Annotated in this window: 25 protein-coding genes; 7 read left to right on the forward strand and 18 right to left on the reverse strand. The window is 67.9% G+C overall.

Annotated elements, in window-relative coordinates:
• Positions 1-77: 77 nt before the first annotated feature.
• The 6 genes from tsaE to glmS form a co-directional block, all read right to left on the reverse strand.
• Complete coding sequence (gene tsaE / locus AC1DVU_RS18580; RefSeq protein WP_476923957.1) at positions 78-1,046, reverse strand: tRNA (adenosine(37)-N6)-threonylcarbamoyltransferase complex ATPase subunit type 1 TsaE; 969 nt, start codon at positions 1,044-1,046, stop codon at positions 78-80.
• Entirely contained in the window at positions 1,043-2,020 is a 978-nt protein-coding gene (locus AC1DVU_RS18585) for an alpha/beta fold hydrolase (protein ID WP_476923958.1), read from the reverse strand. The genes tsaE and AC1DVU_RS18585 overlap by 4 nt, the downstream gene beginning before the upstream one ends.
• 112 nt (positions 2,021-2,132) lie before the next feature.
• A complete protein-coding gene (gene alr / locus AC1DVU_RS18590) occupies positions 2,133-3,254 on the reverse strand; it encodes an alanine racemase (RefSeq protein ID WP_476923959.1) in 1,122 nt (373 codons plus the stop codon).
• The gene (locus tag AC1DVU_RS18595) at positions 3,251-4,648 is read right to left on the reverse strand and encodes a bifunctional ADP-dependent NAD(P)H-hydrate dehydratase/NAD(P)H-hydrate epimerase (protein WP_476923960.1); all 1,398 of its coding nucleotides are present in this window, start codon (positions 4,646-4,648) and stop codon (positions 3,251-3,253) included. The genes alr and AC1DVU_RS18595 overlap by 4 nt, the downstream gene beginning before the upstream one ends.
• Positions 4,642-4,995, reverse strand: a complete 354-nt coding sequence (locus tag AC1DVU_RS18600) for a holo-ACP synthase (protein WP_476923961.1) — start codon at positions 4,993-4,995, stop codon at positions 4,642-4,644. The genes AC1DVU_RS18595 and AC1DVU_RS18600 overlap by 7 nt, the downstream gene beginning before the upstream one ends.
• A 39-nt stretch (positions 4,996-5,034) precedes the next feature.
• Positions 5,035-6,879, reverse strand: coding sequence for a glutamine--fructose-6-phosphate transaminase (isomerizing) (gene glmS / locus AC1DVU_RS18605; RefSeq protein WP_476923962.1), 1,845 nt, complete (start codon positions 6,877-6,879; stop codon positions 5,035-5,037).
• 101 nt (positions 6,880-6,980) lie between these two features.
• Here glmS and coaA point away from each other — a divergent pair, with 101 nt between their 5' ends.
• On the forward strand, positions 6,981-7,922 hold the full coding sequence (gene coaA, locus AC1DVU_RS18610; RefSeq protein ID WP_476923963.1) for a type I pantothenate kinase: 942 nt from the start codon (positions 6,981-6,983) through the stop codon (positions 7,920-7,922).
• Positions 7,923-7,926: 4 nt separating this feature from the next.
• On the opposite strand, the gene AC1DVU_RS18615 is transcribed toward coaA, so the two are convergent.
• Genes AC1DVU_RS18615 through rplM form a run of 4 tightly spaced genes read right to left on the reverse strand, consistent with a single transcriptional unit; the run spans position 7,927 to position 11,241 of the window.
• Positions 7,927-8,901: a GNAT family N-acetyltransferase gene (locus AC1DVU_RS18615; protein ID WP_476923964.1), complete on the reverse strand. Its 975-nt coding sequence runs from the start codon at positions 8,899-8,901 to the stop codon at positions 7,927-7,929.
• 33 nt (positions 8,902-8,934) lie between these two features.
• Entirely contained in the window at positions 8,935-10,281 is a 1,347-nt protein-coding gene (gene glmM, locus AC1DVU_RS18620) for a phosphoglucosamine mutase (protein WP_476923965.1), read from the reverse strand.
• Between the two features lie 7 nt (positions 10,282-10,288).
• A complete protein-coding gene (rpsI, locus tag AC1DVU_RS18625) occupies positions 10,289-10,786 on the reverse strand; it encodes a 30S ribosomal protein S9 (protein ID WP_476923966.1) in 498 nt (165 codons plus the stop codon).
• An 11-nt stretch (positions 10,787-10,797) separates the two neighbouring features.
• Positions 10,798-11,241 (reverse strand): 50S ribosomal protein L13, encoded by a 444-nt coding sequence (gene rplM / locus AC1DVU_RS18630; RefSeq protein WP_159541506.1) that lies wholly within the window; start codon positions 11,239-11,241, stop codon positions 10,798-10,800.
• Between the two features lie 245 nt (positions 11,242-11,486).
• Between rplM and AC1DVU_RS18635 the strand changes: the two genes are divergently transcribed.
• The 6 genes from AC1DVU_RS18635 to AC1DVU_RS18660 all read left to right on the forward strand — a co-directional run bounded on the left by AC1DVU_RS18635 (position 11,487) and on the right by AC1DVU_RS18660 (position 15,726).
• A complete protein-coding gene (locus tag AC1DVU_RS18635; protein WP_476923967.1) occupies positions 11,487-12,779 on the forward strand; it encodes a citrate synthase in 1,293 nt (430 codons plus the stop codon).
• 122 nt (positions 12,780-12,901) lie between these two features.
• Positions 12,902-13,459, forward strand: coding sequence for a hypothetical protein (locus tag AC1DVU_RS18640; RefSeq protein ID WP_476923968.1), 558 nt, complete (start codon positions 12,902-12,904; stop codon positions 13,457-13,459).
• Between the two features lie 21 nt (positions 13,460-13,480).
• Positions 13,481-14,272: a tRNA pseudouridine(38-40) synthase TruA gene (truA, locus tag AC1DVU_RS18645; RefSeq protein WP_476923969.1), complete on the forward strand. Its 792-nt coding sequence runs from the start codon at positions 13,481-13,483 to the stop codon at positions 14,270-14,272.
• The gene (locus AC1DVU_RS18650) at positions 14,269-14,763 is read left to right on the forward strand and encodes a GNAT family N-acetyltransferase (protein ID WP_476923970.1); all 495 of its coding nucleotides are present in this window, start codon (positions 14,269-14,271) and stop codon (positions 14,761-14,763) included. The genes truA and AC1DVU_RS18650 overlap by 4 nt, the downstream gene beginning before the upstream one ends.
• Before the next feature lie 24 nt (positions 14,764-14,787).
• Entirely contained in the window at positions 14,788-15,126 is a 339-nt protein-coding gene (locus AC1DVU_RS18655) for an MmcQ/YjbR family DNA-binding protein (protein ID WP_476924081.1), read from the forward strand.
• A gap of 12 nt (positions 15,127-15,138) precedes the next feature.
• Complete coding sequence (locus AC1DVU_RS18660) at positions 15,139-15,726, forward strand: class I SAM-dependent methyltransferase (protein WP_476923971.1); 588 nt, start codon at positions 15,139-15,141, stop codon at positions 15,724-15,726.
• On the opposite strand, the gene AC1DVU_RS18665 is transcribed toward AC1DVU_RS18660, so the two are convergent.
• The 8 genes from AC1DVU_RS18665 to infA form a co-directional block, all read right to left on the reverse strand.
• A complete protein-coding gene (locus tag AC1DVU_RS18665) occupies positions 15,723-18,158 on the reverse strand; it encodes a S8 family serine peptidase (protein WP_476923972.1) in 2,436 nt (811 codons plus the stop codon). The genes AC1DVU_RS18660 and AC1DVU_RS18665 overlap by 4 nt on opposite strands.
• Positions 18,159-18,329: 171 nt before the next feature.
• The gene (gene rplQ / locus AC1DVU_RS18670) at positions 18,330-18,929 is read right to left on the reverse strand and encodes a 50S ribosomal protein L17 (RefSeq protein WP_476923973.1); all 600 of its coding nucleotides are present in this window, start codon (positions 18,927-18,929) and stop codon (positions 18,330-18,332) included.
• A gap of 50 nt (positions 18,930-18,979) precedes the next feature.
• Complete coding sequence (locus AC1DVU_RS18675) at positions 18,980-19,990, reverse strand: DNA-directed RNA polymerase subunit alpha (RefSeq protein ID WP_476923974.1); 1,011 nt, start codon at positions 19,988-19,990, stop codon at positions 18,980-18,982.
• 69 nt (positions 19,991-20,059) lie between these two features.
• Positions 20,060-20,668, reverse strand: coding sequence for a 30S ribosomal protein S4 (gene rpsD / locus AC1DVU_RS18680; RefSeq protein ID WP_056209369.1), 609 nt, complete (start codon positions 20,666-20,668; stop codon positions 20,060-20,062).
• Positions 20,669-20,706: 38 nt separating this feature from the next.
• On the reverse strand, positions 20,707-21,102 hold the full coding sequence (gene rpsK, locus AC1DVU_RS18685) for a 30S ribosomal protein S11 (RefSeq protein ID WP_056209373.1): 396 nt from the start codon (positions 21,100-21,102) through the stop codon (positions 20,707-20,709).
• A gap of 6 nt (positions 21,103-21,108) precedes the next feature.
• Positions 21,109-21,477: a 30S ribosomal protein S13 gene (gene rpsM / locus AC1DVU_RS18690; RefSeq protein ID WP_056399217.1), complete on the reverse strand. Its 369-nt coding sequence runs from the start codon at positions 21,475-21,477 to the stop codon at positions 21,109-21,111.
• 173 nt (positions 21,478-21,650) lie between these two features.
• Positions 21,651-21,764 (reverse strand): 50S ribosomal protein L36, encoded by a 114-nt coding sequence (gene rpmJ, locus AC1DVU_RS18695; RefSeq protein WP_007540807.1) that lies wholly within the window; start codon positions 21,762-21,764, stop codon positions 21,651-21,653.
• A gap of 35 nt (positions 21,765-21,799) precedes the next feature.
• A complete protein-coding gene (infA, locus tag AC1DVU_RS18700; protein ID WP_007078610.1) occupies positions 21,800-22,021 on the reverse strand; it encodes a translation initiation factor IF-1 in 222 nt (73 codons plus the stop codon).
• Positions 22,022-22,072: the final 51 nt, after the last annotated feature.

A 22,072-nucleotide genomic window follows, 5' to 3' on the forward strand; every position in this document is an offset into this window, starting at 1 on the left:
CGCTTCAGCGGGCACAACCCACGCGTCAGCGGGCACAACCCACGCGTCAGCGGACACAACCCACTCGTCAGCGGGGGTTAGGAGAGGAGGGTGGAGCGGAGGGGGACGCCGACCCAGCGGGAGCCGTGCGGCTTGACCGTGACCACCCGCGGCTCGGCCTCGTCGACGAGGTCCCCCTCGTGCGGGGTGCCGAGCGGGTCGATCGGACGCGCACCGCGCACCTCGATGCGTACGTGCAACCAGCTGTCCGCCAGCTGCTCGGCCATGCCGTCGCCCCACTCCACCACTGTGACGGCTTCCTCCGTCGTGGCGTCGAGGTCGATGTCGTCGAGCTCGGCCGCGCTCCCGAGCCGATAGGCATCCACGTGCACCAGCGGGGGGCCGTCGGCGAGCGACGGATGCGTACGGGCGATGACGAAGGTCGGCGACGTGATCGGACCGCGTACGCTCAGCGCCTCGCCGAGGCCCTGAGTGAACGTCGTCTTGCCCGCACCAAGGTCGCCGGACAGCACGAGCAGGTCACCGGGCCGCAGCAGCGTCGACAGCTTGGCCGCGAGCGCGTGCATCTCGTCGGGCGTCGGCACTTCCCGAGCGAGCCACAGCGTCTTGCCGAACTCGATGAACTGCCGGTCCCGACCCACGGGGTAGTAGAGCCGGCGCGACCAGAACTGCACGGTCTCCGGCAGCTCCTCGCGCACGTCGAGCCAGATGCCGTCCTTGCCACGCTCCTCGGCGGTGTCCTCCGCGACGCCGACCATGGCCGACGCGACGCCTCGGGCCTGGATGTCGGGGTCCACGCAGACCCGCTTGAGACCGAGCTGCCCGGGCCGCGACTCGTCGAACAGCATCGCGCCCATCGGGAGACCGCGGCGCTCGACCAGCAGCCCTCCGGCCGTGTCCAGCACCTTGGCGACCGACTCGACGGTCTCCTCGGAGGCGTCTGATGGCGGGTCGAGCGTGGGGCGCGCACCGAACGACCGGTGGATGATGTCGACGATCTGCGGTGCGTGCTCAGGCCCGGCGTGGATGACGTTGAGCGCGGTCATGCGATGTCCTCCAGTACGTCCTCGATGACCTTCGTGACCTTCGCGTGCTCCTCGAACATCACCATGTGGCCGACATCCTCGAGCGCCACGAGCTTGGCACCCGGGATCGCCTCCGCGAGACGACGGCTGTGCTTGATCGGCGTGATCAGGTCCGCCGTGCCGCCCATCACGACGGTCTTGGCGTTGCCGATGACCTTGAGACCCTTGGTCACGTCCAGCGTGACGAAGAGCGGATAGAAGTCCATCAGGACGTGGGTCGGCGACTTGAGGATCATCTCGTTGGTCATGTCGACGTGGCGCTCCTGCGCATTCGGCCCGAGTCCCCAACGCCGAACGATCGAATAGCTGTTGAACGTACGCCCCCAGTCCAGCACGGGCGACGTGACACGGAGCAGCGGGACCAGGTAGCGCAGTGCCGGGCTGCTGCGCATCAGCTTGCCGGAGCTCGTGCTGATCAACACGACACCCTTGACCCGGCGGCCGAACTGCTTGGGCTCGGCCGCGGCGAGCTCCATGATCGCCATCCCACCCATCGAGTGACCGACCAGCACGATCGGCCCGCGCGGCACGACAGCGGCGATGACGGCCCGCAGGTCGTCAGCGAGGTGCGGGATCGACGAGTTGTCCTGGTTCGAGCGCCCCGACTCCCCATGCGAGCGAAGGTCGACGAACACCATCCGGACCTTCCCGCGCAGCGCGAGCCGTTGATAGTGCCAGACGTCGATCGACTCGACCCAGCCGTGGACGAACACGACCGTCGGTGTCTTGCGCTCGGCCTCGTCGATCTCGACGTTGAGCAGGACCCCGTCGGCGGCCGCGATGTGCACGGGATCGCTGTGGACCGAGCCGAACTCGACGTCCTCGCCACGCCGCAGCCGACGCTGGTGGCGTTGCCGTCCGTTGAGCAGGGTCGCGACGACCCCCGCGGTGACGAACGCCCCCGCGGTCGTCGCCACCTTCGCAGTTCTGCTCATGCCGTCGCCCCCAAGAGAAACCCACGATACGGAGGCAACGGCATGATTGCTGCCTCATGATTCGCGCCCCCTACTCGCAGAGCTCGTGGGGGGACCCCCAGCTGGCGCTCGCTCACACATCCCCCTGGTACGTACGCTCGATGCGGCCGCCGAGCCGGGTCACGACCTCGTACGCGATGGTGCCCGCGGCCACAGCCCAGTCCTCAGCAGTCGGCTCGCCGTTGCTTCCGGGCCCGAACAGAGTCACGACATCGCCGCGGGCGGCCTCGGCGTCGCCGAGGTCGACGACGAACTGGTCCATGCAGACCACGCCGACCTGGCTCACGCGGTTGCCGCCGAAGCCGACCTCCGCGCGGTTGGACGCCGTGCGCAGGATGCCCTCGCCGTATCCGATTGGCACGAGCCCGAGTGTGGTCTCCCGGTCCGAGGTCCACGTGTGGCCATACGACACGCTGGTCCCAGCCGGCACTCGCTTGACCGCGGCGAGTCGCGCCCGCAACGTCATGACCGCGGTCAGCTCGGTCGCGTAGGTCATGCCGGGATCGGGCCTGATGCCGTAGGCCGCGATGCCGACGCGCACCAGGTCGAGGTGGGCCGACGGCCTGGTCAGCGTCGCGGCGGAGTTGCTCAGGTGCCGCAGCGGGGGCTCGACGCCAGCTGCCTTCAGCTCGTCGACCGCCTGGCCGAACGCAGCCTCCTGGGCGTCGTTGGCCGGGTGCTCCGGCTGGTCGGCGCACGCGAAGTGCGACCAGACTCCGGTGATCTCGACATTGCCGGCGGACTGGGCGGCCGCAGCAGCAGCGACCAGCTCCGTCCACTGCGGCCCCAGTGCACCATTGCGCGACAGGCCAGTGTCGACCTTGAGCTGGACCTTCGGGCGTACGGACGTGGCTGCCGCGAGGATCTCGGCGAGCTGTTCGGCCGACGACGCGGTGACCTCGATGCCCGCCTCGATCGCCGCTGCGAAGTCGGCGCCGGGCGCCGCGAGCCAGCACAACAGGTTCCCGGTGTCGCCCATCCCGCGCAGCGCGAGGGCCTCGTCGATCGTCGCGACGCCGAGCCACTCCGAGCCGGCCTGCCGCGCGGCGAGGGCCATCTGCGCCATACCGTGGCCGTAGGCGTCCGCCTTGACGACGGTCATCAGCGCCGATGCGGGAGCGCAGGTCTTGAGCGCGGCGATGTTGTCGCGGAAGGCATCGAGATCGATGACCGCCTCGGCCTGCGGTGCGGTCACGTCAGGCTTCCCTGGATGAATGCCGCCACGGTCGCGGGCAGCTCGTACGCGACATCGGTCGCCACGATCGGTCCGTCCGGATTGGCGTTCACGGATGCGACACCGTGGAGGTACGCCGCGACCGACCCTGCGTCGCGAGGGTCGAGGCCGGCAGCCATCAGCGAGCCCGCGAAGCCGGCAAGGACGTCACCAGCGCCCGCGGTGCCGAGCCACGACGATCCGCTGCGGTTGACCCGGGTGGGCGTGCCGGCCTGGGCGACGACGGTCCGCCGGCCCTTGAGCAGCACGGTGGCGTTCCAGCGCTCCGCCGCCGCGCTGGCATGGCCGAGCGGGTCAGCCTCGACGTCCTCACGCTCCACGCCGAGCATCGCCGCGAGCTCTCCGGCGTGCGGAGTCAGGAGAGCGGGGACGTCGAACGTCTCAGGTAGGTGCTGCAGCGCGCTCGCGTCGACCACGACCGGCACCCCGTCCTCCAGCGCCATCGCGAGCTGCGACTCCGCATCGTCGCCGCTCCCGGGACCGACGACCCACGCCTGCACGCGGCCACGGCCGGCCACGAGCTCTGGCGCGCGGTCGATCACGCGCTGGCTGAGCGCCGCGCTGCCGACGAACCGGATCATCCCGGCCAATCCGGCCTGGGCGCCGGCGACGCAGAGGTGCGCGGCACCGGCGTACTGCTCGGAGCCGGCGGCGATGCCCAGCACGCCGCGGGAGTACTTGTGCGAGCTGTCGCCCGGCAGCACCGAGTCGAGCAGATAGCCGTCCGACGCCTCGATCGACTCGAGAGACGGCGACGAGAGGTGCGGCCCGAGGCCGATATCGACCAACCTCGTGGCGCCGGCAGCGCCGGCAGCCGGGTCGGCGAGCAGCGCCGCCTTGTACGTCCCGAACGTCACCGTCGCATCCGCTCGGACGTACGCGCCAGGCAAGGTCGCCCCGTCGACGTCGACGCCGGACGGCACGTCGACCGCCCAGACGTACGGCCGCATCTCCTCGATCCAGGCCGCCCACTCCGCTGCCCTGCCGCTGAGTCCGGGACGCGCCCCGATGCCGAAGATCGCGTCGAGGCACCAACGCTGCAGGCCCGGCGCAGCCACGAGCGTCGCGCCGGCGCCGGTCGCGGCGGCAAGCCCGCCGGCGTGGACCTTGGCCTCGTCGAGCAGGCACAGGTCGACCCGCACGCCGCGATCGAGCAGGTGCGCCGCGGCATACAGCGCATCGCCGCCGTTGTTGCCCGGACCGATCAGGCACAGGACGACGTCGCCGGCGGGGATCAGGCCGAGGCGGTCGGCCAGCCCGCGCGCTGCCCTCTGCATGAGCTCACCGTCGGGAAGCGTCGCCGCGAGGGCTTCCTCGGCGCTACGGATGTCGCCGACGGTGTGAGCACTCAGCATTCAGCCACCACGAAGGCCGTCGCCACGCTGGTGTCGTGGGAGATCGACAGGTGGGCCGTCGTGATGCCGAGCTCCTTGGCCCGGTCGAGCGCCGCGCCGTACAGCTGGAACACCGGTGCGCCCTGCGCGTCGTTGACGATCTCGATGTCCTGCCAGGACATGCCGGCAGGTGCCCGCAACGCCTTGACGAACGCCTCCTTAGCGGCGAACCGACCGGCCAGCGACTCGACCGACAGGTGCGCCTCGGCGTCGGTGAACAGGCGGCTGCGCATCGTCGGCGTACGTTCGAGGGTCTGCGCGAAGCGCGCCAGGTCCACGACGTCCACCCCGATGCCCAGGATGGTCATGCCTGATGCTTCGCTCGCTGGCGCTCGCTCATGTGCTCGTCACTCCACCGTGACGGACTTGGCCAGGTTGCGGGGCTGGTCGACGTCGTGGCCGAGCACCGAGGCGAACTCGCACGCGAAGATCTGCAAGGGCACGACCGCGACGAGCGGCTGCAACAACGTCGGGACCTTGGGCAGCCGGATCAGGTGATCCGCGTACGGCACGACGTCCTCGTCACCGTCCTCGGCGAGCACGATCGTGCGAGCACCGCGGGCCCGGATCTCCTGGATCGAGCTGACCGTCTTCTCCTGCAGCTGGTCGCGACCCTTGGGCGGCACGACGACGAAGACCGGGAGGCCTTCTTCGATCACGGCGATCGGTCCGTGCTTGAGCTCGCCGGCGGCGAAGCCCTCGGCGTGGATGTAGGCGAGCTCCTTGAGCTTGAGCGCACCCTCGAGCGCGACCGGATAGCCCGCGTGACGACCGAGGAACAGGATCGACCGCGAGCCCGCGAGGTCAGCGGCGAGCTTGCGCATCTGGTCACCCTCGTCGAGCATCCGCTGGATGCCCGCCGGGATCTGCTCGATGTCAGCGATGATGTGGCTGATCTCGTCGCCGAACTTCGTGCCCTTGACCTGCGCGAGGTAGAGCGCGAGGAGGTAGCAGGCCACGATCTGCGCGAGGAAGCCCTTGGTCGAGGCGACCGCGATCTCCGGGCCGGCGTGGGTGTAGATCACGGCGTCGGACTCGCGCGGGATCGTCGAGCCGTTGGTGTTGCAGATCGACAGGACGCGCGCCTTCTGCTGGCGGGCATAGCGGACCGCCATCAGGGTGTCCATCGTCTCGCCGGACTGGCTGATCGACACGACCAGCGTGGAGCGGTCCAGGATCGGGTCGCGGTAGCGGAACTCCGACGCGAGCTCGACCTCGCACGGTATGCGGGTCCAGTGCTCGATCGCGTACTTCGCCACGAGCCCCGCGTACGCCGCGGTGCCGCACGCCACGATGATGATGCGGTCGACGTCGCGCAACTCACTGTCGGACAGTCGCATCTCGTCGAGCTGCAGGTGCCCGTCCGTGGAGTGCCGGCCCAGCAGGGTGTCGGCGACGGCCTGCGGCTGCTCGGCGATCTCCTTGAGCATGAACCAGTCGTAGCCACCCTTCTCGGCGGCCGACACGTCCCAGTCGACGTGGTACTCCTTGGTCTCGGCGGGATTGCCGTCGAAGTCGGTGACGACGATGTCGTCGGGCGTGATCGTGACGACCTGGTCCTGGCCCAGCTCGATCGCGTCACGGGTGAACTCGATGAACGCGGCAACGTCGGAGCCGAGGAAGTTCTCGCCCTCGCCGCGGCCGACGACGAGCGGGGAGTTGCGGCGCGCTCCGACGACCACGTCGGGCTGGGCGGCATCGCAGATCACCAGGGTGAACGCACCTTCGAGGCGGCGGCACACCGCGCGTACAGCTTCGGACAGGTCATCGGTGTGCTCGAGCTCGTCGTGGAGCAGGTGCGCGACGGTCTCGGTGTCGGTCTCGGAGATCAGCTCGTGGCCGGCCGCCTCGAGCCCGGCGCGCAGCGCGGCGAAGTTCTCGATGATGCCGTTGTGCACCACGGCGATGCGTCCGGTCTGGTCCAGGTGCGGGTGCGCGTTGACGTCGTTGGGGGCGCCGTGCGTGGCCCAACGGGTGTGTCCGATGCCGGTGTGCGCCACCGGAAGGGGGTTGGCCTCGAGCTCCGCGTCGAGGTTGACCAGCTTGCCGGCCTTCTTCGCCGACACGATCTTGTCCTCGTGCACGAGCGCGACACCGCCGGAGTCGTATCCGCGGTACTCAAGACGCCTCAGACCACCCATGACGACGTCGAGCGCAGAGCGCTGTCCGACATATCCGACGATTCCACACATAGCGTCCAGAGTACCGGCGGCGGCCTTGCCCGGAGGCACGCGGGAGAGCCGTGGGAGGCCCGAGTGCACCCGTGATACGAGGCAGGCGGGAGAATGGCGACATGACGCGCGACCAGTCACCGTATGTCGAGCTCGAACGCGCCGCGTGGGCCAAGCTCGCCGGCGACGCCCCGCAACCGCTCCAGCCGGCCGAGATCGAGCGCGTACGAGGGCTCGGTGACGAGCTCGACCTCGAGGAGGTCCGTCAGGTCTATCTGCCGATGACACAGCTCATCAGCATGCGCGTACGCCTGGCCGGCGCGCTCTACCAGGCCACCGAGGCCTTCCTGCACGCCCCGCAGGCCAACCGGACGCCGTTCGTCATCGGCATCGCCGGGTCGGTCGCCGTCGGCAAGTCGACCACCGCCCGGCTGCTCAAGGAGCTGCTCTCCCACTCCCCCGACCACCCGGTCGTCGACCTCGTCACGACGGACGGATTCCTGTTCCCCAACGCCGAGCTCGAGCGGCGCGGGCTGCTCGAGCGCAAGGGCTTCCCCGAGTCGTACGACCGCAAGGCGCTGCTCCGGTTCGTCATGGAGGTCAAGTCGGGCGTCGAGGTCGTGTCGGCCCCGGTCTACTCCCACCTCACGTACGACCGCACCGACGAAGTCGTGACGCTCAAGGCGCCCGACATCGTGATCGTCGAGGGCCTCAACGTCCTCGCACCGGCCCGCCCTCGCGGCGACGGCAGCCCCGGCCTGGCGGTCAGCGACTTCTTCGACTTCTCGATCTACGTCGACGCCTCGAGCCGGGACCTGCGCCGCTGGTACGTCGACCGGTTCCTCACGCTCCGCAAGACCGCGTTCGCGGACCCCGCGTCGTACTTCCACCGCTACAGCGCGCTCACCGACGCCGAGGCCGAGGCCCGCGCGGGCGAGCTGTGGGACACGATCAACCTGCCCAACCTGCGCGAGAACATCCAGACGACCCGCGGCCGGGCATCACTCGTCCTGCGCAAGGGACCAGACCACTCGGTCGACTGGGTCCGCCTCCGCAAGATCTGAGCGATCAGCTCGTGCGGACGTACTCGCCGAGCCAGCCGACCTGCCGGAACCCGATCTTCTCGTTGACCGAGATCATGGGGCCGTTGCTGGCCGCGTTGAACGTATGGACGTAGCGGCGCCCCGCGAGCAGGTCTGCCGAGTCCTGCATGGCCCGCACCTTGAGCGACAGCCCGAGTCCGTGGCCGCGGTGGTCGCCGAGCACGAGCGTGTCCCACTGATAGGCGTCATGCGAGTCGGTCTCGGAGAACACCAGCTGCGTGTGGCCGGCCAGGACGCCATCTGGTGATTCGGCTGCCACCACCTGCATGATCCGCCCCTGCTCCACCAGGAGCTGCTCGTCCGAGCGTATGCGCGTCCGGTCGAAGAACTCGTTCTCGAGTGGATAGTCGCCTGACGGCGCCTCCTGCACGATGAGGGTCAGCAGGCGCGCGTACTGGTCGATCCATTCATCCGGGCACGGCCCGCGCCACGAGTGCAGCACATATCCGTCGCGTGGCGGCGCGGATGGCATCTCGGCCGGCAGCGTCAGGACTCGATGAGCATCGACGAGGTCGCGCTGGAAGCCCATCGCCTCGGCGAACGCGGTATGGCCGGAGCCGTCCTGACCGAGGTCCCACCGCACCTCGACGTACAACGTGTGCCGTCCCGCTGCCCGGGCGATCTCGTCGAGCCGCGCCAGCACCGCCGTGCCGTGACCCTGACGGCGATGCTCCGGCCGCACGACGACGTCGATGTAGCCCAGATCGAGATTGTCCTTCTGAGGCATCTCGATGTATCCCATGCCGACCGGGGTGCCGGAGTCGTCGCGGGCGAGCACGCCGTGGATCTCGAGGTGCGGGGCCTCCTGGAGCAGCTCAGCGCGCTGCTCACGGGCCGTGTAGGGCCGGTCCCACTCCTCGTCGTGCCCGGCGGCGTAGACGGCATGGAACGCCGCGAACTGGTCGTCGTCGGTCGGATCGAGGCTCTCGACGGTGGTCACGCCGAAAGTGTATGGAACCGGTGCGTCGCAGTGTCAGAGCGCGAGGGTCGAGCGTACGACCCCGGCGAGGCGTTCTGCGACCTCGGCGGCCTCGTCATGCGTTGCCGCCTCGACCATGACCCGGACGAGCGGCTCGGTGCCGGACTGGCGCAGCAGCACGCGGCCGCTGTCGCCGAGTCGGGCCGCGGCGATCGCCACCTCGCCCTGCAGGACCGGGTCGGTGTCGGCGCGCGACTTGTCGACGTCGGGGACGTTGATCAGCACCTGCGGCAGCCGCGTCATGACCGAAGCCAGGTCAGCGAGCGACTGACCACTCTCGCGGATGCGGGAGGCGAGGTGCACCGCCGTGAGGACGCCGTCGCCGGTCGTGGCGAAGTCGGCCATGATGACGTGACCGGACTGCTCTCCACCGAGACTGAACCCGCCCGAGCGCATCGCCTCGAGGACGTAGCGGTCGCCGACAGCAGTCTGGATGACCGTGATGCCGGCGGCGTGGAGCGCCTGGACGAAGCCGAGGTTGCTCATGACGGTCGCGACGACGGTGTCGTCGGCCAGCCGGCCGGCATCACGGGCCGCGATCCCGAGGATCGCAAGGATCTGGTCGCCGTCGACGACGGCACCGGAGTGATCGACTGCCAGGCAGCGATCGGCGTCACCGTCGAACGCGAACCCGGCGTCTGCACCGTGACGGACGACAGACTTCTGCAGGTCGTCGAGGTGCGTCGACCCGCAGTTGAGGTTGATGTTGAGGCCGTCGGGCTCGGCGTGGATCGCGATGACCGTGGCGCCGAGCTGCTCGAACACCTGGGGCCCCACGTCGTACGCCGCACCGTTGGCGCAGTCGAGCACGATCTTCAGCCCGTCGAGCGGTCCTGGCGACGACGCGACGAGGTGCTTGACGTACGCACCGACACCCGCGTGGCTGTCGCCGATGCGGCCGACGCCGGATCCGGTCGGCCGGTCCCACGGCTCCTCGAGCCGCTGCTCGATCTGCAGCTCGAGGTCGTCGTCGAGCTTGAGCCCGCCGCGTGCCAGGAACTTGATGCCGTTGTCCGGCATCGGGTTGTGGCTGGCCGAGATCATGACACCCATGTCGGCCTGCAGGTAGGACGTCAGGTAGGCCGCGCCGGGCGTCGGGACGACGCCGAGCCGGTGCACGTCGACCCCGGCAGACGCAAGACCCGCGACCACCGCAGCCTCCAGGAACTCTCCTGAGGCGCGGGGATCGCGGGCAACGACTGCGGTCGGACGCTGGTCGGCGAAAGCACCGACCTCGCCGAGGATGTGGGCCGCGGCGACCGCGAGGTCGACCGCCAGCTCTGCCGTCAGATCACGATTCGCGAGTCCGCGAACGCCATCTGTGCCAAAGATCTGGCCCACAGCTGTCTTAGCGCTTGCTGTACTGGGGAGCCTTACGGGCCTTCTTGAGACCGGCCTTCTTGCGCTCCTTGATGCGCGAGTCGCGCGTCAGCAGTCCAGCCTTCTTGAGGACCGGACGGTTGGCCTCTTCGTCGATCTGGTTGAGCGAGCGAGCCACACCGAGGCGCAGCGCACCGGCCTGGCCGGTCATGCCGCCACCCGTGACACGGGCGATGACGTCGAAGCGGTCCTGCAGACCGGTCTCGGCGAAGGCTTCCTTGGCAATCTGCTGGTGCAGCTTGTTGGGGAGGTACTCCTCGAGCGGCTTGCCGTTGACGGTCCACACACCGGTGCCCGGAACGATGCGGACGCGCGCGATGGCTTCCTTGCGACGGCCCGTCGCGGCACCCGGAGCGATCGTCGCGGGCTTGTCGGAGGTGACAGCGGAGCCAACGGTCTCCGAGGTGTATGCGACACCCTCGGCGTTGGTCTCGAACTCGGTCTCTTCGGTGCTGGTCTCAGTCACGATGCTCTTCTTTACTGGGAGATCTGCGTGATCTCGAACGGCTGGGGCTTCTGGGCGTGGTGCGGGTGCTCGGGGCCGGAGTAGACCTTGAGCTTCGTGATCAGCTGATCACCCAGACGGTTCTTGGGAAGCATGCCGCGGACCGACTTCTCGATCGCCTTGCGGGCATCCTTGTTGAGCAGGTCACCGTAGGCGATGGACTTGAGTCCACCCGGGTAGCCGCTGTGGCGGTAGGCCAGCTTGTCGGTGCGCTTGTTGCCCGACAGTGCGACCTTCTCGGCGTTGATGATGATGACGAAGTCACCGCCGTCGACGTGAGGTGCATAGGTCGGCTTGTGCTTGCCGCGGAGCAGCGTCGCAGCCTGGACGGCGAGACGGCCCAGGACGATGTCCTCGGCGTCGATGACGTGCCACTGACGGGTGATGTCAGACGGCTTGGGGCTGAACGTGCGCACGGCGTGACCTTCTCGTTCTTGGTGGTGTGGCTTGGTGGTGAAGCAAATGGTCGTTTCCGCGGGTCAAGCCGACGGAGACACGACACACAAGGTTAACCGGCGGCAGCCACTCGGGTCAAAACGAGTCCCCCATTCGTCTCACACCTGAGACCCCACATCGTGTGAATTGCAGAGTCGCACTAAGTTGGTTGAGTGCTGCACCACCTCGCAGCAGGGCATTTCCCCGCCGTCACAGGAGACCCATCGTGACCGAAAACCAGACATTGACCGTCCGTGACAACCGGACGGGCGAGGAGTACGAGCTCCCGATCACCGACGGCACCGTCCGTGCGAGTGACTTCGGCAAGATCGGGAAGTCGGAGGACGAACCGGGCCTCGCGGTCTACGACCCCGGCTTCACCAACACCGCCTCGACCCGCAGCGCCGTCACCTACATCGACGGCGACAAGGGCATCCTCGAGTACCGCGGCTACCCCATCGAGCAGCTCGCAGAGGACTCGACGTTCCTCGAGGTCGCCTATCTGCTGATCCACGGCGAGCTGCCGACCAAGGAGCAGCACGAGCAGTGGGTCCACGAGATCACGTTCCACACGTTCGTGCACGAGAACCTCAAGTCCCAGCTGCAGGGCTTCCGCTATGACGCGCACCCCATGGGCATGCTGCTGTCGAGCGTCGGCGCGCTGTCGACGTTCTACCCCGAGGCTCGCAACATCAAGGATCCCGACATCCGGCACGACCAGGTCGTACGCCTGATCGCCAAGATGCCGACCCTCGGCGCGTGGTCGTTCCGTCACGCGCAGGGCAAGCCGTACGTCTATCCCGACAACGAGCTGACCTACACCGAGAACTTCCTCTCGATGCTGTTCAAGATGAGCGAGCAGAAGTACAACCCCGACCCGCGGCTGTCCAAGGCCCTCGAGGTGCTGTTCATCCTGCACGCCGACCACGAGCAGAACTGCTCGACCAACGCCGTACGCTCCGTGGGCTCCAGCGAGGTCGACCCCTACTCGGCCGTCAGCGCCGGCATCGCGGCCCTCTACGGCCCGCTCCACGGTGGCGCCAACGAAGCCGTGCTCAAGATGCTCAAGCGCATCGGTACGCCCGACAAGATCCCCGCGTTCATCGAGGGCGTCAAGAAGGGCGACGAGAAGCTCATGGGCTTCGGGCACCGGGTCTACAAGAACTTCGACCCGCGCGCCACGATCATCAAGAAGGCCGTCGACGACGTCTTCGAGGTGACCGGGGTCAACCCGCTGCTGGAGATCGCCCAGGAGCTCGAGCGGATCGCGCTCGAGGACGACTACTTCATCTCGCGCAAGCTCTACCCGAACGTCGACTTCTACTCCGGCCTGATCTACGAGGCGCTGCAGTTCCCGCCCGAGATGTTCACGGTCCTGTTCGCCATCCCGCGTACGGCTGGCTGGCTCGCCCAGTGGCTCGAGCTGGTGGACGACAAGGAGCAGAAGATCGCACGTCCCAAGCAGATCTACACGGGTGACCGCCGGCTCGACTTCGTCCCCGCCGAGAAGCGCTGGTAGGCGGTACGCGCTCGTTCCTCGCGCTCACTCCGCGACTCCGTCGCGGCCCGCCTGTCGGGCTTCGCCCGACCTATGGTCCATTTCGCTGACGGGCTTGGCGTCGGTTCTGCCAGAGTGTCGGCATGAGCGACACGCAGACGGCGGTGCCCGTGCGGAGGCTCTCGGTCCTGCTCATCAGCGTCGTGGTGCTCGCGCTCACCCTGACGTGGGCGTTCCTCAGCATGCGCACCGTCATGGATGTCGGCGGCTCGTGTGCCGATGGCGGGCCCTACGTCAGCGCGCAGCCGTGCCCCGGTGGTGCGGGATTCATCGGCATCGCGATCCCGGTCATGATCCTGGCGACATTCGCCGGGACGTTCGCCGCGGTCAGCCTCAACGCGCCCAATCTGCTGGTGCCGATGTGGACCGTCCTGTTCGGCTCGCTGGGCTGGAACTTCCTGGAGTACGGGTTCGCGGGTCCCGACGGCAACGTGCCGGGCTGGATCGTGTGCGGCATCGTGTTCGAGCTGATGGCCCTGCCGGGGCTGATTGTGGTCGTTGACTCCGGCGGCACGATGTGGACGTCCGGCAAGGGTGCCAGCGGCAAACCCACCGAACCCCTCCTGCGGTGGGGGATCTACCTCGCGCTGGGAACGGTCGGCGCGACCCTGGGTGCGTGGTCCTTCTACTCGTGGCGCTGACCTGACCGGTAGCGTGACGGGGTGCGACTGCGACTCGACCTGTCCTACGACGGGACCGGCTTCCGGGGATGGGCCACCCAACCCGGTCTGCGTACGGTCCAGGGCGAGGTCGAAGCCGCGATCGCGATGATCCTGCGCCTCCCCCGGTCAGCGCAGCTCACCTGCGCCGGACGCACCGACGCCGGTGTGCACGCGCGCGGTCAGGTGGCTCACGTTGACCTCGACGACGTCGATCCGGTTTATCTTCAGCGCCGGCTGCGACGGCTCCTGCCCGACGACATCGTCCTGCTTTCGCTGACCGTCGCGGCGGACGGCTTCGACGCCCGCTTCGCTGCGCTGGAGCGTCGCTACGCCTACCGGATGTTCGACGGCCCGTCAGGGCCCGACCCGTTGACCCGGACCTCGGTCGTACGGTGGCAGCGCCGCCTCGACGTCGACGCCATGAATGCCGCCGGGCAACACCTGCTCGGCCTGCACGACTTCGCGGCGTTCTGCAAGCGCCGCGAAGGCGCGACCACCACGCGTACGCTGCGGCAGCTCAGCACCATTCGGACCGGCGACAATCTCGAGACGACGGTCCGCGCGGATGCGTTCTGCCACTCGATGGTCCGGTCGCTGATGGGCCTGCTGGTCGCGGTCGGTGAGGGGCGGTACGAGCCGGAGTGGTCGAACGACGTGCTGGCCAATGCCACGCGCGACGCCCGGGTCATGGTCATGCCGCCTCACGGCCTGGTCCTCGAGGAGGTCGTCTACCCCGACGACGAAGGGCTCGCGGCACGGGCTGCGGAGTCTCGCAGACGGAGGGACGAGTGAGCCTGCGCGTCGTCGACCTGCCGCTGCCGGTCATGCTGGCGCTCCGTGATGGCGAGACCGCGAGAGCCGAGAGCCTGATCGGCCTCCCGATCCCGTCGGAGTTCGCCGCGCAGACCGACATCTGGAACTTCATGGTCACGCTCCTCGACGGGCGCCCGGAGAACGCGACGTGGACCATGCACGCGCTGGTCCGCGCCGACGAGATCGTCGGCAATGCCGGCTTCAAGGGTGCGCCCGACGAGCACGGGGAGATCGAGCTCGGCTATCGCATCCTGACCGCCCATCGCCGCCAGGGCCTCGCTCTCGCAGCCGCCAGGCTCATGGTGGCGCGCGCGGAGCTCGAGCCGGCGGTGACGCGCGTCCTCGCCACGATCAGCCCCGACAACGCCGCGTCGATCGGCGTCATCACCCAGGCCGGGTTCACCCCCGACGGTGATCGCATGCACCCCCGGTGGGGCCGCCAGCTCCGCTTCCTCAAGGCCGCCGTCTGAGCCAGGTGCGACACTGAAGCCGTGATGACCTGGGAAGACGTCGTGGCCTACGCCGTGACGCTGCCGGAGGTCGCAGAATCGACGTCCTACGGGACCCCATCGCTCAAGGTCGCCGGCAAGCTCATGGCCCGGCTCCGCACGGAGGACGACGGCGGACTCGCGCTCAAGTGCTCGGCGGCCGACAAGGCGGCGCTCGTGGGCGGCGACGACCCGGCGTTCTACACCACCCCGCACTTCGACGGCTACAACTACGTCGCGGTCAACCTCGAGCTGGTCGAGCCCGACGAGCTGTGCGAGCTCATCTCCGACGCCTGGCACATCGCCGCCCCGGCGACTCTGCGCAAGCGGCACGCAGCCGACTGAGAGGATGGCGGGGTGCCGGACCACTACTTCGACGCCAGCCCGTCAACCCCCGACAAGCGGCAGGACGTCACGGCGCGGATCTGGGGCAAGGAGCTCACGTTCACCACATCGGCGGGCGTCTTCTCGCACGACGGCCTCGACAAGGCCACCGCCGTCCTGCTGCGCAGCTCGACGCCACCCACCGGCGGGACGATCCTCGACCTCGGGTGTGGCTGGGGACCGATCGCATGCGCGCTGGCCGGCACCGGGGCGACGGTCTGGGCCACGGACACCAACGAACGCGCACTCGAGCTCACCGCCCTCAACGCGTCCCGCCTGGGCGTCACCGTCCGTACGGCGGTGCCCGACGACGTACCAGCCGACCTCGCCTTCGACGAGATCTGGTCGAACCCGCCGATCCGCATCGGCAAGTCGGCCCTCCACGACCTGCTCCTGCGCTGGCTCCCCCGCCTCGCACCGGACGGCGTCGCCCGCCTCGTGGTCGGCAAGAACCTCGGTGCGGACTCCCTCCAGCGCTGGCTGGTCGACCAGGGCTGGCCGACCGGCCGCGTCGCCAGCGAGAAGGGCTTCCGGATCCTCGAGGTCCGTCGCGCCGACTAGTAGGACGTGACGCCGCGTGCGGTCGAGCTCTTCGCCGTGATGACCGAGTTCCCCATGTAGGTGACCTTGATCAGGTGATAACCCTTCGAGAGCCTGGGCAGCAGGATGGACCGCTTCCCGCCGTAGGTCGAGTAGAGGGCGGACGTCACGATCCGGCGCGAGCCGTCATAGACCCGCAGCTCACCCGTGGGGTTGGGGACGTTGGGCACCCTGACCTCGACGACCAGCGTCGCGCGAGAGGTGTAGCGCACGCGACTCGGCACCGACCTGGCCACCGAGGAGGTCACGGCCTTGCTGACCGCCACCGGGGTCCCAACCGAGGACGCGGCGCTGTCGCTTCCCACGAACGCGGCGCGCACGACGTTGGTGCCGGCGACCCACTTGGAGCCAGCGATCGTGATCTCTGCCGTCCCGCCGCTGGTCGGCTGACTGGCCAGGACGGTGCTGCCGCGACGCAGCTCCACCACGCCGTCGACGGGCACGTCGCCGTTCTTGACCGTGACCGTGGCTGTGGCCCCCACGCCGTACGTCACCGAGGCCGGCAGTCCGGTCATCGTGACCTCTGGCCCGTCGGGCACCGAGACTGGAGCCGACGTCGAGCCGAACATCGCATAGGCAGCCGTGCCGGAACTGATCCGGGTGGAGAGCGCCTTGCCGACATCGTCGCGGGTCGGGTAGTACGTCACGCCGGTCGCGCCGGAGATCGGCGAACCGTCACGCAGCCACTGGTAGCTGAACGTCGTCGGTGTCTTGACCCAGGTGCCCGTGACTGCGGTCAAGGGTTCACCGATTGTGGGCGTGCCGGTGATCGTCGTCGCAGACCGCGGAACCTCGATCCTGGCCAGGTCGATGATCCCCGTGCCGCAGATCGAGGTCGAGCACGGCTTGAACTGCGACGACGTACCGCTGGGGAACGGCTGGACGGACGCCTTGACTGCCGTTTCCGTCTGGGCGGCGGTGAGGTCGCCGTTGACGGACTTCAGCAGTGCTGCGGCGGCCGAGACGACGGGAGCGGCCATGCTCGTCCCGCTGTAGCGGGCGTATCCCGGACCCACCGGCGTGGTCGCACCAGTGTTGATCGACGACAGGATGCCGCCTGTGCTGCTCCAGTAGACATCCCCGCCGGGCGCCGCCAGGTCGACGGCAGAACCGTAGTTGGAATACACGACCTTGCGGCCGCTGGTGTTGGAATAGCCTGCCCTGTCGCCGTACTCACTCGTAGAACCGACAGCGAGGACGCCGGCACAGCTGGCCGGGATCACCGGGTACGTCGACATGTTGACGCCGTCGTTGCCTGCAGAGGCCACGACCACCGCACCCGTGGCTCGCACGGCGTTGATGGCGTCAACCGTCGGCATCGCATCAGGGCTCGTGCAGGAGCTGCTCACGCCCAACGACATGTTGATCACGTCGGCGGGATTGGCGTTGACCGGCACTGCGTCGCCGGTCCGCGGATCGGTCACCTGAAGGCCCACCGACCACTTCATCGCTGCGGCGATGTCCTCCGTGGTCCCACCACACAGGCCGAGCACCCGGATCGGGAGGATCTGCGCCTCCGGCGCCACGCCGACGATGCCGCCACCGGCATCCTTGGCGGCCGCGATGATGCCCGCCACGTGGGTCCCGTGCCACGAGCTGCCGTACGCCGGCTCGTCAGCAGCGCAGTAGTCGTCGAAATCGGTGTAGTCGCCACCGTCCTGAGGGTTGGAGTCCCAGCCATCGCCGTCACGACCCGTGTCCTCGAAGTCGCCGTCCTCGAACTCGTACTGGCTCACGAAGTCGTAGCCGGGAAGGATCCGACCGCTCGGCAGCTCGGGGTGCGTCGTGATGCCCGTGTCGAGAACCGCCACGACGGCTCCCGCTCCCTTCGTCGCCTGCCAGGCGTACGGAGCGCGTGAGCTGAAGCCACCGCTGCCGAAGGTGTTGGAGGAGCCCATGACCGACTGGACCTTCGGGTCGGTCTTCGCTCGCCAGTCCCACACCGCGCGCGCCTTGTCCTGCACGAAGTACGAGTCGGTGGCCGGCACCGGCGGATCGGTGTGCGGTCGCAGGATGTAGTTGGGCGATGCCCACACCACGTCGGGACGCTTCCGCAGCTCCGCGGCGACAGCCTCGGCGGCAGCCGCCGTCACCCTCTTTCCGGTCGGGAGCACCGTGGTACGCCCGCCAGCGGCGCTCTTGCGGACGTCAGCCAGCTCGACACCCTTCGGCAGCGCGCGTTCAGCGGCACGGACCAGTCCGGAGCTGGCGGTCGACGTCGTCGTCTTGACGATGACACCCGCCGCCAACGCGGGCCGCCGATCCGGGCTCGGCTGCGAGACCGGGGCCGGCGCGGCGGTCTCGGCGGCGACCGGGCCGAGGCCGAGGCCCGCGGCGGTCAGCGCGCCGACCGCGATCACGACGAACGAACGACGAACGGCCAGCGTGTGCATACGGGTCCCCCGACAGGTATTGGTCGGAGCTCCGAAGTGGCACCGGCCGGGGAAATCTACCATTCGTGGGGGTCTTCTCGAGGCGGAATGCAGAGGACTCGCTCCTGCTCGGCTCCGACAATGCAGAAGGCCCGCCACCTTGCGGTGACGGGCCTCCTGACGAAGTGATGCCTACTTGGCGTCGTCCTCGGTGGTCTCCTCTGCAGGAGCCTCCTCGGCGGCGTCAGCCTCAGTGGCCTCGGCAACCGTCTCGGCCGCCTCAGCAGCGTCGTCGGTCGCGTCGACGGGCACGTCGGTTCCGAGGTCCTCGGTCTCGACGACCTCGGTCTCCTCGACAGCCGGCTCCTCGACAGGCGCGGCGGCCTTGGGGGCAGCCTTGGCCTTCTTGGGCGTCTGGTTCTGCGCGCCGAACTGCTTGGCCTCGACGATCTCGATGACGGCCATGGGGGCGTTGTCGCCCTTGCGCGGCGCGACCTTCGTGATGCGCGTGTAGCCGCCGGGACGGGTCGCCATGGCGGGACCGATCTCGGTGAACAGCGTGTGCAGGATGCTCTTGTCGCGGATGACCTTGACGACCTGGCGGCGGTTGGCCACCGTGTCGGTCTTGGCCTTCGTGATGAGCGCCTCTGCGTAGGGACGCAGACGACGGGCCTTGGCCTCGGTCGTCGTGATCTTGCCGTGCTCGAACAGGTTCTGCGCGAGGTTGGCGAGGATCAGACGCTGGTGGGCCGGGCTACCGCCGAGGCGAGGTCCCTTGGTGGGGGTTGGCATGGTTTCGTCTCCAAAATTGTTCGGGCTGAGCCGTCAAGGACGGGCAGTACTCAGTACTGCTCGTCCTCGGCGAAGCTGGCGTCGTCGTCGTAGGCGTCGATGACGGCCGACGGGTCGAAACCAGCCGGGCTGTCCTTGAGCGCGAGGCCCATCTCGGCGAGCTTGGCCTTGACCTCGTCGATCGACTTCGAACCGAAGTTGCGAATGTCGAGCAGGTCCTGCTCCGAGCGCGTGATGAGCTCACCCACGGTGTGGATGCCCTCGCGCTTGAGGCAGTTGTAGGAGCGCACCGTGAAGTTGAGGTCCTCGATCGGCAGTGCCAGGTCGGCAGCAAGCTGCTCGTCGACCGGCGACGGTCCGATGTCGATGCCCTCGGCCTCGACGTTGAGCTCACGAGCCAGGCCGAACAGCTCCACCAGGGTGGAACCGGCCGACGCGATCGCGTCACGCGGCAGGATCGACTTCTTGGTCTCGACATCGATGACGAGCTTGTCGAAGTCCGTACGCTGCTCGACTCGGGTTGCCTCGACCTTGTAGGTCACCTTGAGGACCGGCGAGTAGATCGAGTCGACCGGCATACGGCCGATCTCTTCGTCACCGGACTTGTTCTGCACGGCCGACACGTAGCCACGGCCACGCTCGACGACGAGCTCGATCTCGATCTTGCCCTTGGCGTTGAGCGTCGCGATGTGCAGGTCGGGGTTGTGGACCTCGACACCAGCCGGGGGCTGGATGTCGGCGGCGGTCACTTCACCGCTGCCCTCCTTGCGGAGGTACATGACGACGGGCTCGTCGTTCTCCGAGGAGACCACGAGCTCCTTGAGGTTGAGGATGATCTCGGTGACGTCCTCGGTCACGCCGGGGACGGTCGAGAACTCGTGCAGGACACCGTCGATCTTGATCGACGTGACGGCCGCACCCGGGATTGACGACAGGAGCGTACGACGCAGGGAGTTGCCGAGGGTGTAGCCGAAGCCGGGCTCCAGGGGCTCGATGACGAACCGCGAACGGAACTCGTCGACGACCTCTTCGGACAGGGCGGGGCGCTGGGCGATGAGCATTGTTTCTTCCTTTCCGGACCAACCTCTATTTGAAGGTCCGGGTTGTTTTCTCAGGTGAGAGCGGGCCGATCAGATCTTGGAGTAGAACTCCACGATCAGCTGTTCGTTGATCGGGACCGTGATCTGCTCGCGCACAGGCTGGCTGTGGACGAGGATGCGGCCGCGCTCGGGTGCGACGTCGAGCCAGGCTGGCACGGTGTCGCGGTCGTGGGTCTCACGCGCGACGATGAACGGCGTGGTCTCCAGTGACTTGGTCTTGACGTCGATGATGTCGTGCTTGCTCACCTGGAACGACGGGATGTCGGTCTTGACGCCGTTGACCACGAAGTGTCCGTGGTTGACGAGCTGGCGGGCGTGACGACGCGTACGAGCGAAGCCCGCACGGTAGACGACGTTGTCGAGGCGTGACTCGAGGATCTGCAGCAGGTTGTCGCCGGTCTTGCCGGGGCGACGCGAGGCGAGCTCGTAGTACTTGCGGAACTGCTTCTCGAGCACTCCGTAGGTGTAACGCGCCTTCTGCTTCTCGAGCAGCTGGTTGCGGTACTCCGACTCCTTGACGCGCGCGCGGCCGTGCTGGCCGGGAGGGTAAGGACGCTTTTCGAATGCAGCGTCACCACCGACGAGGTCGATGCCGAGACGGCGCGACTTCTTGGTGAGAGGTCCGGTGTAACGGGCCATGGTTGATAGCTCCTAGAAAACTGTGGTGGGCAGGGTCGTCAGAGACGACGGTGCTTGGGAGGACGGCAGCCGTTGTGCGGGCTGGGGGTCACGTCGGAGATGGTGCCGACCTCGAGGCCGACTCCGCTCAGCGACCGGATCGCCGTCTCGCGGCCCGAACCGGGGCCCTTCACGAAGACGTCGACCTTCTTCATCCCGTGCTCCATCGCCTGGCGACCGGCCGACTCGGCAGCCATACCGGCTGCGAACGGGGTCGACTTGCGCGAGCCCTTGAATCCGACGGTGCCGCCGGAAGCCCATGCGATCACGGCGCCCGAAGGATCCGTGATGGTGACGTGGGTGTTGTTGAACGTGCTCTTGATGTGGGCCTCGCCCTGAGCGACGTTCTTCTTCTCCTTGCGGCGAACCTTCTTGCCAGCTGTCTTAGGAGGCATGCGCTATCACTTCTTCTTTCCGGCGACGGTGCGCTTGGGGCCCTTGCGGGTACGCGCGTTGGTCTTGGTGCGCTGGCCACGAACGGGCAGGTGCGCACGGTGGCGACGGCCCTGGTAGCTGCCGATCTCCATCTTGCGGCGAATGTCACCGGTGACCGTACGACGCAGGTCGCCCTCGGTCTGGTAGTTCGCTTCGATGTGATCGCGCAGAGCGACGAGGTCGTTGTCGTCGAGCTCGTGGACGCGCTTGTCCGGGCTGATGCCGGTTGCTGCGAGGGTCTCGGTGGCGCGGGTGCGGCCGATCCCGAATACATACGTGAGTGCGATCTCAATGCGCTTTTCGCGCGGGAGGTCGACTCCTACGAGGCGTGCCATCTAGGCATTTCCTTCCATTCGGCGAGGTATGGCCACCTGATGCATCCCAACTGCCTCCAGGATCTTTGGTCGATCCTGAGTCGGGCCCCGGCCTACGCTTCCGGGGGTGACCCGCCACGATCGTGCTGTGACGGGAGCGATCAGATGTTTCGTGTTGCTGTGAAGAACTCTGCTTAGCCCTGGCGCTGCTTGTGACGCGGGTTCTCGCAGATCACCATGACGTTGCCGTGGCGACGAATCACCTTGCACTTGTCACAGATCTTCTTCACGCTCGGGTTGACCTTCATCGAGATTCTCTCTTTGGGATCTGAACGTGTTGGATTTACTTGTAGCGGTAGACGATGCGACCGCGGGAGAGGTCGTACGGCGAGAGCTCCACCACAACGCGATCCTCGGGGAGGATGCGGATGTAGTGCTGGCGCATCTTGCCGCTGATGTGCGCGAGAACCTTGTGGCCATTGGCCAGCTCCACGCGGAACATCGCGTTCGGAAGTGCCTCTACTACGGCGCCTTCCATCTCGATGACGCCTTCTTTTTTCGCCATAACCTCAACTTCTGGTTGCTTGTCTGCCGGCCGGACCGTTCTGGCGCACCC

It is taken from the genome of Aeromicrobium sp. P2_G6, assembly GCF_056403535.1.

Excerpts from the sequence above, each read along its gene's own strand:
- tsaE (WP_476923957.1), bottom strand. The coding sequence starts at position 1,046 with ATGACCGCGCTCAACGTCATCCACGCCGGGCCTGAGCACGCACCGCAG.
- AC1DVU_RS18585 (WP_476923958.1), bottom strand. The coding sequence starts at position 2,020 with ATGAGCAGAACTGCGAAGGTGGCGACGACCGCGGGGGCGTTCGTCACC.
- AC1DVU_RS18595 (WP_476923960.1), bottom strand. The coding sequence starts at position 4,648 with ATGCTGAGTGCTCACACCGTCGGCGACATCCGTAGCGCCGAGGAAGCC.
- AC1DVU_RS18600 (WP_476923961.1), bottom strand. The coding sequence starts at position 4,995 with ATGACCATCCTGGGCATCGGGGTGGACGTCGTGGACCTGGCGCGCTTC.
- glmS (WP_476923962.1), bottom strand. The coding sequence starts at position 6,879 with ATGTGTGGAATCGTCGGATATGTCGGACAGCGCTCTGCGCTCGACGTC.
- coaA (WP_476923963.1), top strand. The coding sequence starts at position 6,981 with ATGACGCGCGACCAGTCACCGTATGTCGAGCTCGAACGCGCCGCGTGG.
- AC1DVU_RS18640 (WP_476923968.1), top strand. The coding sequence starts at position 12,902 with ATGAGCGACACGCAGACGGCGGTGCCCGTGCGGAGGCTCTCGGTCCTG.
- AC1DVU_RS18655 (WP_476924081.1), top strand. The coding sequence starts at position 14,788 with ATGACCTGGGAAGACGTCGTGGCCTACGCCGTGACGCTGCCGGAGGTC.
- AC1DVU_RS18665 (WP_476923972.1), bottom strand. The coding sequence starts at position 18,158 with ATGCACACGCTGGCCGTTCGTCGTTCGTTCGTCGTGATCGCGGTCGGC.
- rplQ (WP_476923973.1), bottom strand. The coding sequence starts at position 18,929 with ATGCCAACCCCCACCAAGGGACCTCGCCTCGGCGGTAGCCCGGCCCAC.
- AC1DVU_RS18675 (WP_476923974.1), bottom strand. The coding sequence starts at position 19,990 with ATGCTCATCGCCCAGCGCCCCGCCCTGTCCGAAGAGGTCGTCGACGAG.
- rpsD (WP_056209369.1), bottom strand. The coding sequence starts at position 20,668 with ATGGCCCGTTACACCGGACCTCTCACCAAGAAGTCGCGCCGTCTCGGC.
- rpsK (WP_056209373.1), bottom strand. The coding sequence starts at position 21,102 with ATGCCTCCTAAGACAGCTGGCAAGAAGGTTCGCCGCAAGGAGAAGAAG.
- rpsM (WP_056399217.1), bottom strand. The coding sequence starts at position 21,477 with ATGGCACGCCTCGTAGGAGTCGACCTCCCGCGCGAAAAGCGCATTGAG.
- rpmJ (WP_007540807.1), bottom strand. The coding sequence starts at position 21,764 with ATGAAGGTCAACCCGAGCGTGAAGAAGATCTGTGACAAGTGCAAGGTG.
- infA (WP_007078610.1), bottom strand. The coding sequence starts at position 22,021 with ATGGCGAAAAAAGAAGGCGTCATCGAGATGGAAGGCGCCGTAGTAGAG.